The following is a 15,746-nucleotide window of genomic DNA, read 5'->3' as shown; positions in this document are numbered from 1 at the left end:
GGGTACGACCACGGGCGGCGCGCATGGACGCGCGTCGCGGCAGCAGACAAGGCAAGGGGCCGCAGCAGATGGCTGGACTCGCATTCGATGGGTCGAACCCCGACGTCAGCCTGCTCTACGACATCAACGGGCTGGCGAAGGCCTCTCCCTCCTGGCTCGACAGCGTCATGGAGTTCGTCGGTGAGTACGGGATCATGCTCGGCATGGTCCTGGTGGTCCTGTGGTGCTGGTGGAACGTCCGCCGGCGCGGCACGGCCGAGGACTCGGTGACGGCGGTCGCCGCACTCGTCTGGGCCCCGCTCGCCGCAGGGATCGCCCTCCTCGTCAACATCCCCATCCGGGGGTTCGTGGAGCGCCCGCGTCCGTTCAAGGACCACGCGGGGCTCGACGTCCTCGTCGACGGCAAGAACGACTTCTCCTTCGTCAGCGACCACGCCACCATGGCGATGGCCATGGCGGTCGGGATCTTCGTGGCCGGCCGGAAGTTCGGGTTCGTCGCGCTGGGGCTCGCGTTCGCGGAGGGGTTCTGCCGCGTCTGGATGGGCGTGCACTACCCGACCGACGTCATCGGCGGCCTCGCCCTGGGCACGGCCGTCACCCTTCTCCTCGCCCCGCTGGCCATGGCGCTGCTGACCCCGCTGATGGCGGCCGTCTCCCGGTCGCCGCGGGCGGGCTTCCTCGTCCGGTCGCGGCGGGCGGCCCGCCCGGCCGGCGGCCTCGGCGGGACGCTGGGGGTGCCCGAGCCGAGATCGGGCCGCGGCGGCGGTACGGGCGACAAGGACCTCGCCGCCTGAGCACCCCTCAGGTACGGAGCGGGGCAGCGGGCAGCGGAGAAGCAGGACACATCAGCGGCAGGGCGTCGGTTCCCCGGTGGGGGCCGGCGCCCTGTTCCGTACCCGTACGGGAAAACCGGGCTGACGGAGCGGCGGGTTCACGGCGGCGGGTTCACGGCGACGGGCTGACGGAGCGACGGGTTCACGGCGGCGGGTTCACGGCGTCTGCGGTCCGGCGAAGAGCCCTTCGGGGTCGTACCGGTCGCGGAGCCGGCCGAGCCGGTCGGCCGAGGAGCCGAAGTAGGCGCGGCGCCAGTCGGTGAGCGTGGGGTCGGAGTAGTTCTGGTACGCCTCCCCGGACGCGTGCGGGGCCATCGCCGCATGGATGTCTTTCAGCCACCCCTGCGCGCGGGTCGCCGAGGACCCGGGGGAATCCGGGCTCCAGGCGGCGATGTACTGGGCGAGCATCCGGGAGTCGCGGTGCACGAAGGCGGTCGCGTCCCGGGCGACCCGGTTGACCGCCCCGCCGAGGGCCGTGAGGATGACCGACCCCTTGCCGCCCTCGCCGACGGACCGGCGGCCGAACGCCTCGACGCCCCCGGTGAGGGCGCGCAGCCCCTCGGGCGGCAGCGAGCGGGTGAAGAAGTCGGAGGCCGCCGCGTACGTCTCGCGCCCGAGGACTCCCCGGGCGGTGCGCCCCGGGGTCGTACCAGGCAGGTGGCACTGGTCGGCGGTGAGGCCCGCGCAGCCGGCGTAGGCCAGCATCGCGTCCTCGTAGCCGCGTCGGCGCAGGGAGACGGTGGAGGCGGGGGATCCGGCGCGGTCGGCGAGCCGGTCCACCGCGTTCTGGAGGTCGCCGTAGGTGCCGAGGCTGAACGCCGCGAGCGACACGGTCGGGTCGGCGCCGTCCGCGCCCGCCTCGAAGTGGAGCGAGGACCAGATCTCGTCCGGCTGGTCGGGTCCCCACTCCTGCCAGGCGGCGAGCACCGCGCCGGCCCGGGACCACGGCCAGCCGAGGTTGCAGACGACGGTCTGCGGGGCGGGCGAGGTACGGAAGTGGAGCCGGGTGACGACGCCGAAGGTGCCGTTGCCCCCGCCGCGCAGCCCCCAGAAGAGGTCCTGGTTCTGGCCGGCGTCGGCGGTCAGGGTGCGGCCGTCGGCGGTGACCAGGGTGGCGGAGGTGAGGTTGTCGCAGGTCAGGCCGTACGCGCGAGAGGCCACGCCGTGGCCGCCGCCGAGGGTGAGGCCGGATATGCCGACCGTGGCGCAGGAGCCGCCCGGGACGGTGAGGCCGTGGGCGCCGAGTCCCCGGTAGATGTCGCCGAGCCGGGCGCCCGCGCCGATGGTGCCGTCCGCCTCGACGCCGGAGAGGGCCGAGACGTCGACGACCAGGCGCCCGGTGCCGCCGGAGAGGCCCGCGTAGGAGTGGCCGCCGCTGCGGATCGCCACGGGGGTCCCGGTCGTACGGGCGAAGGCGAGGCACGCGCGTATGTCGTCCTCGTGCCGGACGTAGGCGACGGCCGCGGGCCGCTGGGTGTCGAAGCGGGTGTTGTAGAGGCGGCGTGCGGTGTCGTACGGGGAGTCCTCGGGCCGTACGAGGGTGCCGTCGAGCCCGCGGCCGAGCGCCTGCCAGTCCGCCGGGGCCCCGCCGGCCGACGCGGCGGGGGACCTCGTCGGAGTGGGCGAGCCGGTGGCGGGACGGGGGACACCGGGGCGGCCGGTCCCCGACGCGTCCGCGCCCGGTGAGTCCGCTCCCGGGGCGGAGCAGGACGCGGCTGCGGAGGTGAGCGCGGCGAGCGCCCCGGCGGCCAGCACCGTGCGGCGGGCGGGCGGCAGGGCGGCCGGGGCGGGTACGGGGTTCGGGTGCCGGGGTGCGGGGGTCACCATGCCCGGGAGGCGCGGCTGCTTCATGGAAGGGCCTCCGGGGCCGTTGCGGTGGAAGAGCCGGGTACAGGGCGCTGGTGGGCACCGCACCCGTTCGGTCAGGATCCTGTCCGGTGGCGTTCGGCGTCGGTGCGGGCCAGGTCGCGGGAGCGGCGGGCCGGTCCCGACCAGCCGCAGGTGCAGCGGGCGAGACAGAACGAGCCGCGTTCGGTGGTGGTCGTCGCATGGTCCTGAGCTGCGGCAACGGGCTCGGCAGGAGTGACGGTGCCGGACGGCGGGGCCGTACGCACCGGGGTGCGCCGGGCGGGGAGAAAAGCTTCCTGATGCACGCGTCCACGGTACTGGCGGGGCGGTCCGGGCGGGAGGGGTTACCGCGGGCCCGCCGCCGATCGGGGTGACCCGGCGTGACGGGGGACGGCGGCCGTCGTTATGCGGGACGGGCGAGGGCCCGGTTCCGGCGTGACGTCGTTGGGGGTTGGCAGGCGATGGTGGTGCGGCAGCACAGGTGCGAAGGCGCGGCACTGGCTGTCCGCGCGCTGGCCGTGGCGGGCGTGCTCGCGGTGCTGGCCGGCTGTTCCGGCGGGGAGAGCGGGACGGTCGCGGGCGCTCCGGCGGACGAGCCGCCCGCGCGGGTGCTCGACCGGGCGGCGGACGTGCTCGCCGCGTTCGGAGGGGCGGAGACCAACACCTCGATGGAGACCTCGGCCGGCGGCACCCGGGTGACCATCCGGGGTCAGGGGGCGTACGACTTCCGCAGGCAGCTCGGCCGTATCAAGGTGGTGCTGCCGAAGGACGCCGCCGGGTCGGACGAGCACCGGCCGATCACCGAGCTGCTGACGCCCGGCGCGCTCTACATGAAGAACCGGGGCGCCGGGGTCCCTGAGGGCAAGTGGGTGCGGATCGACACCACGGTGCTGGCGGACGGCAACCTCGTCACCGGCGGGGTCACCGACCCGATGGCCGCCGCCGAGCTGCTGCGCGAGGCCCGGGGCGTGACGTACGTGGGGCGGACCGAGCTGGCGGGCATCGGGGTCCGCCACTACCGGGGGACGGCGGACATCGGCAGCGCGGCGGGGGCCGCCTCGCCCCTGTCGCGGGCGGCGCTGAGCGCCGCGGCGGACGGCTTCCGCACGCACGCGGTGCCCTTCGACGCCTACCTGGACGACGAGGGCCGGCTCCGGAAGGTCCGTCACCGCTTCACCTTCGCGGCCGACGGCCCTGCGGTGACGGTGGTCTCGACGATGCTGCTGTACGGGTTCGGGACGCCGGTGACCGTGGAGTTGCCGGACGGGGCGGACCTCTACACGGGCGAGATCCGGCAGAGCTGAGGCGGTGGTGGTGGTGACGGCGGCAAGCCCGGCGGCGGGGGTGACGGCAGGCCCGGCGGCAGGGGCGGCGGCACCCGCGGCCGTGCCGACGGGCCGGCATCCGGGTCGGCGCCCCGGTCGACACGGGTGGCTGGATATCGACGTTCGTACGGGCGCGGGCGGGACGGCCGACCGAGCGGTTGGCCGGGAGGTCGGCCGGGTGGTCGGCCGGGTGGTCGGCCGTGTGTACGGGCGTTCGACGGGGGAGAGCAGTCCTCTTGGGAGGGGCCGAAATGGCCCGTCCGTGTCATGCGCGCGGCGCTTGCCGGTCCCTACGCTTGGAGTCTGTGCGCCGAAGGACTCTCCCGTGATCCGCGGTGGATCAGTGTGCGGCGTCGGACACGGTGCGTCGCGAGGCGGAGGGGCGTTCGCATCCGGGATGTATGCGGACGTTCCGGCAGCGCGGCCGGGGCCGGTCCGGGCAAAGGGCCCTGGGCGCCGTGGCCGTGGTCGCGCATGCGCCAGGGATCACGGGACAGCCCCGAGGGCCGGCGACGGTAGAGAGAAGAGGTGACGCAGGTGGTGACGCTCAGCGCTCCGAACGCACAGGAGTACGTGGCCCTCGCCGAGATCGAGCTCTGCGGCGAGCTGATGATCGCCGCATCCTCCAGCCCCGAGGACCGGCTCAGTCCGGACCGTATCGACGAGGTGCTCAACGCGGGCGAGGCCGCCGGTCCGTCCGGCAACATCCCCCTCCAGTCCGAACGAAGGCCCTGACCCGACCGGACGGTGTGGCACGTGTCACGTGTCACGTGCGCGGAGAGGTGCGCCGGGGGCCGGGCCCGGGCGGCACGGCCGTCAGGTACGGAGCAGGCGGGCGATGGCCTTGGTGGCCTCGTCGACCTTCGCGTCGATCTCGTCCCCGCCCTTGACGGCGGCGTCGGCGACGCAGTGGCGGAGGTGTTCCTCCAGCAGCTGGAGCGCGAAGGACTGCAGCGCCTTGGTGGACGCCGAGACCTGGGTGAGTATGTCGATGCAGTAGGTGTCCTCGTCCACCATCCGCTGGAGGCCGCGGATCTGGCCCTCGATCCGGCGCAGGCGCTTGAGGTGCTCGTCCTTCTGGTGGTGGTAGCCGTGGATGCCCCGGTCGTGGTCGGTGGCGGCACCGGCCGGACGCTCGGGCGGGGTCCCGACGGGTTCCGGGGGCGTGGGTCCGGTCTGGCCGGCGGCCTCGGTGGTGGTCATGGGTCCTCCCGTTGTGTCGTACCCGGACGTGTCCGCGGCCGGGTCGGTGGCCGTACCCGCTCCCGCACTCCGGCCGGCCGGGTCGCCGGATGCCGCCCCCAGGTCTCTTCCGGGGCTGTATACCCCGGGCGGGTATATGGTAACGAATCGAGCCGAAACGTGACCCGGGGGCCGTGCTGATCACGCTGGTGGATGGGCGACACTGAAGAATGCCGGTTAGCCGTGGCCGGATGATGCGCCTAGCATCAGCCTGACCGAACCCAAAGCATCCCGAGGACCCCACGTGCGCTTTCGTCTGACCCCCAGGGAGACGAGCTTCTACGACATGTTTTCCGCATCAGCGGACAACATCGTCACGGGCTCGAAACTCCTGATGGAACTGCTCGGAGCGGATTCTTCCTCCCGGGCCGAGATCGCGGAGCGCATGCGGGCGGCCGAGCACGCGGGGGACGATGCCACCCACGCGATCTTCCACCAGCTGAACTCCTCCTTCATCACGCCGTTCGACCGCGAGGACATCTACAACCTCGCGTCGTCGCTCGACGACATCATGGACTTCATGGAGGAGGCCGTCGACCTGGTCGTCCTGTACCAGGTGGAGGAGCTCCCGAAGGGTGTCGAGCAGCAGATCGAGGTGCTGGCCAGGGCGGCGGAGCTGACCGCCGAGGCCATGCCGGGGCTGCGGACCATGGACAACCTCACCGAGTACTGGATCGAGGTCAACCGGCTGGAGAACCAGGCGGACCAGATCCACCGCAAGCTGCTCGCCCACCTCTTCAACGGCAAGTACGACGCCATCGAGGTGCTCAAGCTGAAGCAGATCGTGGACGTGCTGGAAGAGGCGGCCGACGCGTTCGAGCACGTCGCCAACACCGTGGAGACCATCGCGGTCAAGGAGTCCTGACTTCAGTGGACACCTTTGCGCTGATCGTGACCATTGGCGTCGCGCTCGGCTTCACGTATACGAACGGCTTCCACGACTCCGCGAACGCCATCGCCACCTCGGTCTCCACCCGGGCGCTGACCCCGCGGGCGGCTCTGGCGATGGCCGCGGTGATGAACCTGGCCGGTGCGTTCCTCGGACAGGGCGTCGCCAAGACGGTCAGTGAGGGGCTCATCGCCACCCCCGAGGGCTCGAAGGGGATGGGCATCCTCTTCGCTGCGCTGGTCGGCGCGGTCGTCTGGAACCTCGTGACCTGGTACTTCGGCCTGCCGTCCTCCTCCTCGCACGCCCTGTTCGGCGGCATGGTCGGGGCGGCGCTGGCCGGCGGGACGATGGTGCACTGGGACGGGGTGCTGGAGAAGATCGTCATTCCGATGTTCCTCTCCCCGGTCATCGGCCTGGTCGTCGGTTACCTCTTCATGGTCGCGATCATGTGGATGTTCCGGAAGTCCAACCCGCACAAGGCCAAGCGTGGTTTCCGGATCGCGCAGACGGTCTCGGCGGCCGCCATGGCGCTGGGCCACGGTCTCCAGGACGCCCAGAAGACGATGGGTATCGTCGTGATGGCCCTGGTCATCGCCGATGTCGAGGGCCCGAACGACGAGATCCCGGTCTGGGTCAAGATCGTCTGTGCGCTGATGCTCTCGCTCGGTACGTACGCGGGCGGCTGGCGCATCATGCGCACGCTCGGCCGGAAGATCATCGAGCTGGACCCGCCGCAGGGTTTCGCGGCCGAGATGACCGGCGCGTCGATCATGTTCGGTTCGTCGTTCCTCTTCCACGCCCCGATCTCCACCACGCACGTCATCACCTCCGCGATCATGGGTGTCGGCGCGACCAAGCGGGTCAACGCGGTCCGCTGGGGCGTCGCCAAGAACATCATCCTGGGCTGGTTCATCACCATGCCCGCGGCGGGGCTCGTCGCCGCGGGAAGCTACGGCATCGTGTACCTGCTCTTCGGCTGAGGCACGAACCGACCGACCGAGTGTGGATGTGGGGCCGCCCCCGTTCTCTTCGCAGAGAACGGGGGCGGCCCCTTTTCGGCCTTACGGTGGCACCGCCATGCAGCACCGCGAGGCTGTTCGGGGGCCCGCCGCCCGGAGGTCCGGGGCGGCGGGGGAGGGCTGGACCGGTTCGTCCGAAGCGGCCCGGGACCCGGACCGGTTTATCCGAAGCGGCCCGAGATGTAGTCCTCGGTGGCCTGGACCGACGGGTTGGCGAAGATCCGCTCCGTCTCGTCTATCTCGATGAGACGGCCCGGCTTGCCGACCGCGGCGAGGTTGAAGAAGGCCGTGCGGTCGGAGACGCGCGCCGCCTGCTGCATGTTGTGCGTCACGATGACGATCGTGAAGCGTTCCTTCAGCTCGCTGATCAGGTCCTCGACCGCGAGGGTCGAGATCGGGTCGAGCGCGGAGCAGGGCTCGTCCATCAGCAGGACCTCGGGCTCGACCGCGATGGCGCGGGCGATGCAGAGCCGCTGCTGCTGGCCGCCGGAGAGGCCGGAGCCCGGCTTGTTCAGGCGGTCCTTGACCTCGTTCCAGAGGTTGGCGCCCTGGAGCGACTTCTCGACGACGTCGTTCAGCTCGCTCTTGCGGTACTTGCCGTTCAGCTTCAGGCCCGCCGCCACGTTGTCGAAGATCGACATGGTCGGGAAGGGGTTGGGGCGCTGGAAGACCATGCCGACCGTGCGGCGTACGGAGACCGGGTCGACGTTCGATCCGTACAGGTTCTCGTCGTCGAGCAGCACCTTGCCTTCGACGCGGCCGCCGGGGGTGACCTCGTGCATCCGGTTCAGGGTGCGCAGGAAGGTGGACTTGCCGCAGCCGGAGGGGCCGATGAAGGCCGTCACGGAGCGGGGTTCCACGGTCATCGAGATGTCCTCGATGGCCTTGTGGGTGCCGTAGTAGGCGGTGAGGCCGCTGACGTCGATGCGCTTCGCCATCTGAATCACTGCTTCTTTCGTGGCCGCGGTCAGCGGCTGGTCTTCGGGGCCTTCCAGCGGGCGATGCCGCGGGCCACCAGATTGAGGATCATGACGAAGGCGATCAGCACCAGTGCCGCACCCCAGGCGCGGTCGTACGACGCCTCGGAACCGACCTTGTACTGCTCCCAGATGTAGTACGGGAGCGAGGACTGCGGGTCGCTGAAGGGGTTGGTGTTGATCAGCTGGCTGCCGAAGACGAGCAGGATGATCGGCGCGGTCTCACCGGCGACGCGGGCGATGGCGAGCATGACGCCCGTCGCGATGCCGCCGATCGCGGTCGGCAGGACCACCTTCAGGATGGTGCGCCACTTCGGGATGCCGAGGGCGAACGACGCCTCGCGCAGCTCGTTCGGGACGAGCTTGAGCATCTCCTCGGTGGAGCGGACCACGACCGGGATCATCAGGATCGACAGGGCGAGCGAGCCCATGAGGCCGGAGGGCCCCAGGTCGGCCATGAGCATGATCGAGAGGATGAAGAGGCCGGCGACGATGGAGGGGATGCCGGTCATCACGTCGACGAAGAAGGTGACGGCCTTGGCGAGGGCGCCCTTGCCGTACTCGACGAGGTAGACGGCGGTCAGCAGGCCGATCGGCGCGGAGATGACGGTGGCGATGCCGACCTGCTCCAGGGTGCCGATCAGTGCGTGGTAGACGCCGCCGCCGGGCTCGGTGGAGAGCACGCCGGCCATCGAGTGGGTGAGGAAGTAGCCGTCGAGGACCTTCGCGCCGCGGCTCACCGTCGTCCAGACGAGGGAGGCGAGCGGGACGATCGCGAGGATGAAGCAGACCCAGACGACGCTGGTCGCGAGGCGGTCCTTCGCCTGGCGCTGGTTCTCGACCACCGTGGTGGTCACGTAGGAGAGCGCCAGGAAGAGCAGGGCGGCGATCAGGCCCCACTGGATCTTGCTGTCCAGGCCGGCCGCGGCGCCGATGCCGACTCCGAGGACGATCGCGGCGACGGCGAACCCGAGGGGGGCCCAGCGGGGGAGGGCGCGGCTGCTGAGGGCGCCTCCGGAGGGGGTCCGGCGGTCCTGGACGCCGGTCGGTGCGTGGCTCATGCGTTGGCCCCCGAGTACTCCTTGCGGCGGGCGATGATGAGCCGGGCCGCGCCGTTGACCAGCAGGGTGAGCACGAAGAGCACGAGACCGGAGGCGATCAGGGCGTCACGCCCGAGCTGGGTGGCCTCGTCGAACTTCGCGGCGATGTTCTGGGCGAAGGTGCCGCCGCCCGGGTTGAGCAGGTGGAACGAGATGAGGAAGCTGGGCGAGAGGACCGTGGCGACGGCCATCGTCTCGCCGAGCGCGCGCCCCAGGCCGAGCATCGAGGCGGAGATGACGCCGGAGCGGCCGAAGGGCAGCACCGAGAGGCGGATGACCTCCCAGCGGGTGGCGCCGAGGGCCAGGGCGGCTTCCTCGTTCATCCGGGGGACCTGGAGGAAGACCTCGCGGCTGACGCTGGTCACGATCGGCAGGATCATGATCGCGAGCAGGATGCCGACGGTGAAGAGCGAGCGGGCGACGCCGACCTCGGTCTTCTCGAAGATGTACGTCCAGCCGAAGAACTCGTCGAGCCAGAGGTTGAGGCCCTCCAGGTGCGGGACCAGGACGAGGGCGCCCCAGATGCCGTAGACGATCGAGGGGACCGCGGCGAGCAGGTCGACCACGTACGAGAGGGGGGCTGCCAGCTTGCGCGGCGCGTAGTGCGAGATGAAGAGGGCGATGCCGACGGCGACCGGGACCGCGATGACCATCGCGACGATCGAGCTGACGACGGTGCCGAAGAGCAGGACCGCGATGCCGAAGACCGGCGGGTCGCCCGCCGGGTTCCAGTCGAAGGTGGTGAGGAAGTTGCCCTCGTCCTTCGAGACGGCGAGTACGGCGCGGTAGGTGAGGAACACGGCGATAGACGCCATGATCACCAGGAGCAGGATGCCCGAGCCCCGGGAGAGGCCCAGGAAGATCTTGTCGCCCGCGCGCCCGGTGGACTTCGCCGGGCGGGTCTGACGGGCCGGCGGTGCCGGTGGGATGTCTATCGGTGTGGTGGAGGCCATGGTCTTTCCGGTCTGTGTGGGGGAGCGGGGCTCCCCTGGCGGCGGTGCACCGGATGGGATTGCGCGGCGGCCGGTCGGTGGCCGAGGCCCTCGCGGGTCTGCTGCCGTACCGGCCGCCGGTCGTTCGTGTCCGTACGGCCCGGTCCGGGTCGGGGGCCGGGCCGTACGGGGTTCCGCCGGAGGCGGAGGGGTGGAGCGGAACGAGCGGGTGGAGCGGGTGGAGCGGTGATTACGAGAGGGCGGCGATGGTCTCGCGGACCTTCGTGTTGATCTCGGTCGGGATCGGCGCGTAGCCGGCCTCGGTGAGGAGCTTCTGGCCCGCGTCGGAGGCGGTGTAGGTCAGGAAGGACTTGACCGTCGGGAGGGTCTCGGCCTTGTTGCCGGTGTCGCAGACGACCTCGTACGTGACGAGGACGATCGGGTAGGCGCCCTCGGCCTTGGTGGTGTAGTCGAGGTCGAGCGCCAGGTCCTTGCCGGTGCCCTTGATCTTGGCGGCGGCGATGGCGGCGGAGGCGGTCTCCGGGGAGGCCTTGACCGGGGCGGAGGCGCCGGTGTTGATGTCGACGGTGGAGATCGACTGCGAGGTGGCGTAGGAGAGCTCGAAGTAGCCGATCGAGCCGTCGACCTGCTTCACCTGGGCGGCGACACCGGCGGAGCCGGTCGCGGCCTGGCCACCGGGGGCCGGCCACTTCTTCTCGGGCTCGTACTTCCAGTTGTCGCCTGCGGTGGCGGCGAGGTACTTGCCGAGGTTCTGCGTGGTGCCGGAGTCCTCGGAGCGGTGGAAGGGCTGGATCGCCTTGTCCGGCAGCTTGACGCCCGGGTTGAGCTTGGCGATGGCGTCGTCGTTCCACTTCTTGATCTTCGTGTCGAAGATCTTCGCGAGGGTGGGGGCGTCCAGCGTCAGGCTGTCGACACCTTCGAGGTGGAAGCCGATCGCGATCGGGCCGCCGACCATCGGGAGGTTGATGCCCTGGCCGGTCTTGCAGATCTTCTTCGAGTCGGCGACCTCTTCCGGCTTCAGCGCGGAGTCGGAGCCGGCGAAGCCGACGGTGCCCTGGTTGAAGGCGATGATGCCTTCGCCGGAGGAGGAGGACTTGTAGTTGACCTCGACGCCCGAACAGGCGGCCATGTAGTTCTTCACCCAGAGGTCCACGGCGTTCTTCTGCGCGCTGGAACCGGAGGCCAGGAGCTGGCCGGTGGCACCGTCGCAGGAGATGTCCGAGGCAGCGGCGGAGGCGGACTGGCTGGACCCGCCGGTCGTGCTGCTGCTGGTGTTGTCGTCCGAACCGCACGCCGTGAGGACCAGGGCGCCGGAGACGGCGAGGGCACCGAGCGCGGTGGCACGAAGCCGGTTCTTGCGCTGAAGCTTCACTTTCGGGTGTTCCTTCCAGGAGCCGCCGTGGTCGATACGTTCTACGACGGCGTGCGATGAGGAATGGTGGGTTGGCCGAGCGCCTCGCACCGTGTAAGTCCGAAATTAGGCAGAACAGGTGAAGCGCCCTACGGGGGGGAGTGAACGGAAGGTGAACCGTGTCGGACGGTGCGGGGTTGCGGGCGCGCCTGCCGCCCCGGTCGCGGTGCGGCCCGGGGTGAAGGGGAGGGTGCCGTGTTGACGCGCGCGGGAGCGGCCGCGGGCGGGGTGGTGCGTGCTGTGTTGACGCGCGAGGGCGCGGCTCCGGGCAGGTCTCCGGCCCGAGGTTTCGGCCCGCCGGTTCTCCGGCTTGCCGATGCCGATGCCGATGCCGATGCCGATGCCGATCCGTCAGGCGTCCGGCGTCAGGCGTGCGGGGTCAGGCGTCCGGCAGTGCGGCGACCGTCGCGTCGAGGGGTACCCGGTCGGCGGGGCGGGTCAGCCGGTCGCGGGCGGCGGCGGGGGTGAGCCAGGCGACGCGGTCCACCTCGTCGTTGGGTACGAAGGCTCCGCCGGTGGCGGGGGCCTCCCAGTAGAAGACCTCCTTGGGGTGCCCGTTCACCTCGTACCGCAGCGTCGGCAGCGCGGCGCCGGGCTCGCAGTGGTGGCCGGTCTCCTCCAGTACCTCGCGCACCGCCGCGTCCCGTGGGCTCTCGCCGCGCTTCAGCTTCCCCTTGGGGTGCGACCAGTCGTCGTAGCGCGGCCGGTGCACGAGGCAGACCTCCAGGGCGCCGTCGTACGGGGAGCGGCGCCAGAGCACGCAGCCGGCGGCGAGCACCGGGCCGGGGGAGCTCATGGCGCCGGTACGGCCGCCGCGTACGGCCAGGTCTCGCGGAACACGCAGCGGGCGGCGTCGACCTCGTGGCGCTGGTCGGCGTGGAGGACGCCGAGGGCGTACGCGGTGGCGGGGGCGATGCGTGGGGTGCGGGCCGCCGCCGACGCGGCGGAGGCGGCTTCGGAGGCCTCCCGGTGCAGGTCGAGGGCGTGTTCCGGGCCGCCCAGGACCGGGTCGGGTGCGCCGGCCACGACTTCGTGGGCGTACCGGTGGAGGCGGAGCAGCAGCCGGATCTGGTGCCAGTGCGCGTCGTGCGCCTCGTTGTAGACGTCGGCGGCTTCGCCGGGCGGCAGGGCGGCGACGGCGCCGAGCAGCCGGCCGCGGGCGTGTTCGGAGGGGCCGAGGAGGGTTTCGGCGGCGGGGGCGGTGGCCGCGGCGGTCAGCGGGACCTCGGAGGCGAGCAGCGCGACGGAGTCGGCGACCGCGTGGAAGCGGGAGGAGCCGAGCGCCTGGAGCGCCGCGGAGTGGGCGCGGGTGCGGGCCAGGGTGAGCTGGCGTTCCAGCAGGGCTCCGGCGCGGGCGGCGCCGACGTCCAGGGCCGCCCGGTCCGTACCCGTACCCGTGCCGGGGCCCGTGCCGGTGGCGGCCGCCTTGCCGGTGCGGGCGGCCGGGAGGTGGGCGCCGGAGAGCCGGTGGAGGGCTTCGAGGAGGCGCAGCAGCCGGGTGGAGCAGTCGTGCTCGCGGGCGAGGGTGCCGGAGAGCCAGGCCAGTTCGGCGCGGAGCTGGTCGGCCCAGCCGGGGTCGAGGAGCCCCTTGAAGGTGTGCAGGGTTCCGCTGATGCGGCGGGCCGAGCGGCGCAGGGCGCGGGCGGCCTCCTCCGCGCCCCGGCTGCCGGAGTCGGTGGGGGCGCTCTGTTCGCGGTGCAGGCGCAGACTCCGGAGGAAGTCGGCGGCCTGGGCGCGCAGGTAGGGCGCGAGGACCGCCTCGGCGGAGAGTGCCGTGGCGGTACCGGGCGTCTGCTGGTCAGGGCGTCGCACGCCTGCGCCTCCGTGCGTCGATGAGCATTTCCTGTACGTGCCGCAGGGGCTGGCCGTCCGCGTCCGTGGAGTGGCGGGTCCATTCGCCGTCGGGACCCAGGTGCCAGGACGAGGTGGTGTCGGCCATGCCGGTCTCCAGGAGCCGGCTGAGTGCGGCGCGGTGGGCGGGGTCGGTGACCCGGACCAGGGCTTCGATCCGGCGGTCGAGGTTGCGGTGCATCATGTCGGCGCTGCCGAACCAGACCTCGGGTTCGCCTCCGTTGCCGAAGGAGAAGAGCCGGGAGTGTTCGAGGAAGCGGCCGAGTATCGAACGGACCCGGATGTTCTCGGAGAGCCCGGCGACTCCGGGGCGGATCGCGCAGATGCCGCGTACCCAGATGTCCACCGGGACACCGGCCTGCGAGGCCCGGTAGCAGGCGTCGATGATCGCTTCGTCGACCATGGAGTTGACCTTGAAGCGGACGTAGGAGGGGCGCCCGGCGCGGTGGTGGGCGATCTCCTTGTTGATGCGGGCGACGAGGCCGTCGCGGAGCGACTTGGGGGCGACCAGCAGCCGGCGGTAGGTCTCGCGGCGGGAGTAGCCGGAGAGCCGGTTGAAGAGGTCGGAGAGGTCCGCGCCGACCTGGGGGTCTGCGGTGAGCAGGCCGATGTCCTCGTAGAGCCGGGCGGTCTTGGGGTGGTAGTTGCCGGTGCCGACGTGGGAGTAGCGGCGCAGGGTGTCGCCCTCCTGGCGGACGACGAGCGACAGCTTGCAGTGGGTCTTCAGCCCGACGAGGCCGTAGACGACGTGGCAGCCGGCCTCTTCCAGCTTGCGGGCCCACTTGATGTTGGCCTGTTCGTCGAAGCGGGCCTTGATCTCGACGAGGACGAGGACCTGCTTGCCGGATTCGGCGGCGTCGATCAGGGCGTCCACTATCGGGGAGTCGCCGGAGGTGCGGTAGAGCGTCTGCTTGATCGCCAGTACGTCCGGGTCGCCCGCCGCCTGTTCCAGGAACGCCTGGACGGAGGTGGAGAAGGAGTCGTACGGGTGGTGGAGCAGCACGTCGCGTTCGCGGAGGGCGGCGAAGACGTCCGGCGCGGACGCGGACTCGACCTCGGCGAGGTCGCGGTGGGTGCCCGCGATGAACTTGGGGTACTTCAGCTCCTGGCGGTCCAGCGACGCTATGCCGAAGAGTCCGGTGAGGTCGAGCGGGCCGGGCAGCGGGTAGACCTCGGCGTCGGTGACCTTCAGCTCGCGGACCAGCAGGTCGAGGACGTACGGGTCGATGGACTCCTCGACCTCCAGGCGGACCGGCGGGCCGAAGCGGCGCCGCATGAGCTCCTTCTCCAGGGCCTGGAGGAGGTTCTCGGCGTCGTCCTCCTCGACCTCCAGGTCCTCGTTGCGGGTGACCCGGAACATGTGGTGCGCGAGCACCTCCATGCCGGGGAAGAGCTCTTCGAGGTGGGCGGCGATGACGTCCTCGATGGGGACGTGGCGCTGCGGGGACGCCTCCAGGAACCGGGTGAGCAGCGGCGGCACCTTGACCCGGGCGAAGTGGCGGTGGCCGCTGACCGGGTTGCGTACGACGACGGCGAGGTTGAGCGAGAGGCCGGAGATGTACGGGAAGGGGTGCGCCGGGTCCACCGCGAGCGGGGTGAGGACGGGGAAGACGCGCTGGCGGAAGAAGGTGAAGAGGCGGGCCTGCTCCTTCTCCGTCAGGTCGGGCCAGCGGATCAGCTGGATGCCTTCGTCGGAGAGGGCGGGGGCGATGTCCTGCTGGTAGCAGGCGGCGTGCCGGGCCATGAGCTCGCGGGAGCGGGTCCAGATCTGTTCCAGGACCTCGCGGGGCTGGAGCCCGGACGCGGAGCGGGTGGCGACGCCGGTCGCGATGCGGCGCTTGAGTCCGGCGACCCGGACCATGAAGAACTCGTCGAGGTTCGACGCGAAGATGGCGAGGAAGTTAGCCCGTTCGAGGAGGGGGGTCGCGGGGTCCTCGGCCAGTTCGAGAACGCGTTCGTTGAATGCGAGCCAGCTGCGTTCCCGGTCGAGGAAGCGGTCCCCGGGGAGGCCGCCGCCGTCGCGGCGCGGCTCGTAGGAGTCGGCGTCGGCGTCGAGATCGGGATCCAGGTCCGCGGCGGTGGAGAAGCCGCGGGTGCCCTTGGACACCGCGGGCGGGCGATGAGCGGCGAGGGACCCCACCGACGGCTGGGCCGGAGGAGTCGACGAGGGCTGCTGGACCGGGACGTCGGCGCTGGGCTGCTGGCTCATGGACCCATTCTTCCCGCTGAATGGCCCAATGGGCGCGTCGGAGCGGGGAAAGATCGCGGAAGGTCCGGGAGGGCGCTGGGGCTTTCCGT

At 71.5% G+C, this 15,746-nt stretch carries 15 protein-coding genes; 5 read left to right on the top strand and 10 right to left on the bottom strand.

Going from position 1 to position 15,746, the window contains the following annotated elements; translation table 11 throughout:
* Nucleotides 1-68 precede the first annotated feature (68 nt).
* On the top strand, nucleotides 69-794 hold the full coding sequence (locus ACWCWD_RS33205) for a phosphatase PAP2 family protein (RefSeq protein ID WP_450778722.1): 726 nt from the start codon (nucleotides 69-71) through the stop codon (nucleotides 792-794).
* Between the two features lie 195 nt (nucleotides 795-989).
* Here ACWCWD_RS33205 and ACWCWD_RS33200 read toward each other — a convergent pair whose 3' ends face one another.
* Both ACWCWD_RS33200 and ACWCWD_RS33195 read right to left on the bottom strand, forming a co-directional pair.
* The gene (locus ACWCWD_RS33200) at nucleotides 990-2,660 is read right to left on the bottom strand and encodes an FAD-binding oxidoreductase (RefSeq protein ID WP_450778750.1); all 1,671 of its coding nucleotides are present in this window, start codon (nucleotides 2,658-2,660) and stop codon (nucleotides 990-992) included.
* Between the two features lie 95 nt (nucleotides 2,661-2,755).
* Nucleotides 2,756-2,986, bottom strand: coding sequence for a hypothetical protein (locus ACWCWD_RS33195; RefSeq protein WP_450778720.1), 231 nt, complete (start codon nucleotides 2,984-2,986; stop codon nucleotides 2,756-2,758).
* 156 nt (nucleotides 2,987-3,142) lie between these two features.
* On the opposite strand from ACWCWD_RS33195, the gene ACWCWD_RS33190 reads away from it, so the two are divergent.
* Together ACWCWD_RS33190 and ACWCWD_RS33185 are read left to right on the top strand one after the other, a co-directional pair.
* The gene (locus ACWCWD_RS33190) at nucleotides 3,143-3,985 is read left to right on the top strand and encodes a hypothetical protein (RefSeq protein ID WP_450778718.1); all 843 of its coding nucleotides are present in this window, start codon (nucleotides 3,143-3,145) and stop codon (nucleotides 3,983-3,985) included.
* Between the two features lie 549 nt (nucleotides 3,986-4,534).
* Nucleotides 4,535-4,741: a hypothetical protein gene (locus ACWCWD_RS33185; protein WP_450778716.1), complete on the top strand. Its 207-nt coding sequence runs from the start codon at nucleotides 4,535-4,537 to the stop codon at nucleotides 4,739-4,741.
* A gap of 81 nt (nucleotides 4,742-4,822) precedes the next feature.
* On the opposite strand, the gene ACWCWD_RS33180 is transcribed toward ACWCWD_RS33185, so the two are convergent.
* Entirely contained in the window at nucleotides 4,823-5,209 is a 387-nt protein-coding gene (locus ACWCWD_RS33180) for a metal-sensitive transcriptional regulator (protein WP_450778714.1), read from the bottom strand.
* Between the two features lie 283 nt (nucleotides 5,210-5,492).
* Here ACWCWD_RS33180 and ACWCWD_RS33175 point away from each other — a divergent pair, with 283 nt between their 5' ends.
* On the top strand, nucleotides 5,493-6,113 hold the full coding sequence (locus ACWCWD_RS33175; RefSeq protein WP_266706158.1) for a DUF47 domain-containing protein: 621 nt from the start codon (nucleotides 5,493-5,495) through the stop codon (nucleotides 6,111-6,113).
* Between the two features lie 5 nt (nucleotides 6,114-6,118).
* On the top strand, nucleotides 6,119-7,117 hold the full coding sequence (locus ACWCWD_RS33170) for an anion permease (protein ID WP_450778712.1): 999 nt from the start codon (nucleotides 6,119-6,121) through the stop codon (nucleotides 7,115-7,117).
* Nucleotides 7,118-7,317: 200 nt separating this feature from the next.
* Here ACWCWD_RS33170 and pstB read toward each other — a convergent pair whose 3' ends face one another.
* From pstB to ACWCWD_RS33135, 7 genes are all read right to left on the bottom strand, one after another.
* Nucleotides 7,318-8,094, bottom strand: coding sequence for a phosphate ABC transporter ATP-binding protein PstB (gene pstB, locus ACWCWD_RS33165; protein ID WP_450778710.1), 777 nt, complete (start codon nucleotides 8,092-8,094; stop codon nucleotides 7,318-7,320).
* 29 nt (nucleotides 8,095-8,123) lie between these two features.
* Nucleotides 8,124-9,194 (bottom strand): phosphate ABC transporter permease PstA, encoded by a 1,071-nt coding sequence (pstA, locus tag ACWCWD_RS33160; RefSeq protein WP_450778708.1) that lies wholly within the window; start codon nucleotides 9,192-9,194, stop codon nucleotides 8,124-8,126.
* A complete protein-coding gene (gene pstC / locus ACWCWD_RS33155) occupies nucleotides 9,191-10,186 on the bottom strand; it encodes a phosphate ABC transporter permease subunit PstC (RefSeq protein ID WP_450778706.1) in 996 nt (331 codons plus the stop codon). Before pstC ends, pstA begins: the two co-directional genes overlap by 4 nt.
* Nucleotides 10,187-10,415: 229 nt before the next feature.
* Nucleotides 10,416-11,558, bottom strand: coding sequence for a phosphate ABC transporter substrate-binding protein PstS (gene pstS / locus ACWCWD_RS33150; RefSeq protein WP_450778704.1), 1,143 nt, complete (start codon nucleotides 11,556-11,558; stop codon nucleotides 10,416-10,418).
* A 418-nt stretch (nucleotides 11,559-11,976) separates the two neighbouring features.
* Nucleotides 11,977-12,393 (bottom strand): NUDIX hydrolase, encoded by a 417-nt coding sequence (locus tag ACWCWD_RS33145; protein ID WP_450778702.1) that lies wholly within the window; start codon nucleotides 12,391-12,393, stop codon nucleotides 11,977-11,979.
* Entirely contained in the window at nucleotides 12,390-13,409 is a 1,020-nt protein-coding gene (locus ACWCWD_RS33140) for a CHAD domain-containing protein (protein ID WP_450778700.1), read from the bottom strand. Before ACWCWD_RS33140 ends, ACWCWD_RS33145 begins: the two co-directional genes overlap by 4 nt.
* Nucleotides 13,396-15,657: an RNA degradosome polyphosphate kinase gene (locus ACWCWD_RS33135; RefSeq protein ID WP_450778698.1), complete on the bottom strand. Its 2,262-nt coding sequence runs from the start codon at nucleotides 15,655-15,657 to the stop codon at nucleotides 13,396-13,398. Before ACWCWD_RS33135 ends, ACWCWD_RS33140 begins: the two co-directional genes overlap by 14 nt.
* Between the last annotated feature and the right edge of the window lie 89 nt (nucleotides 15,658-15,746).

It is taken from the genome of Streptomyces sp. NPDC001493, from assembly GCF_053597235.1.
Note: the sequence above shows the minus strand (reverse complement) of the source record. Positions and strands in the feature narration are given on the sequence as shown.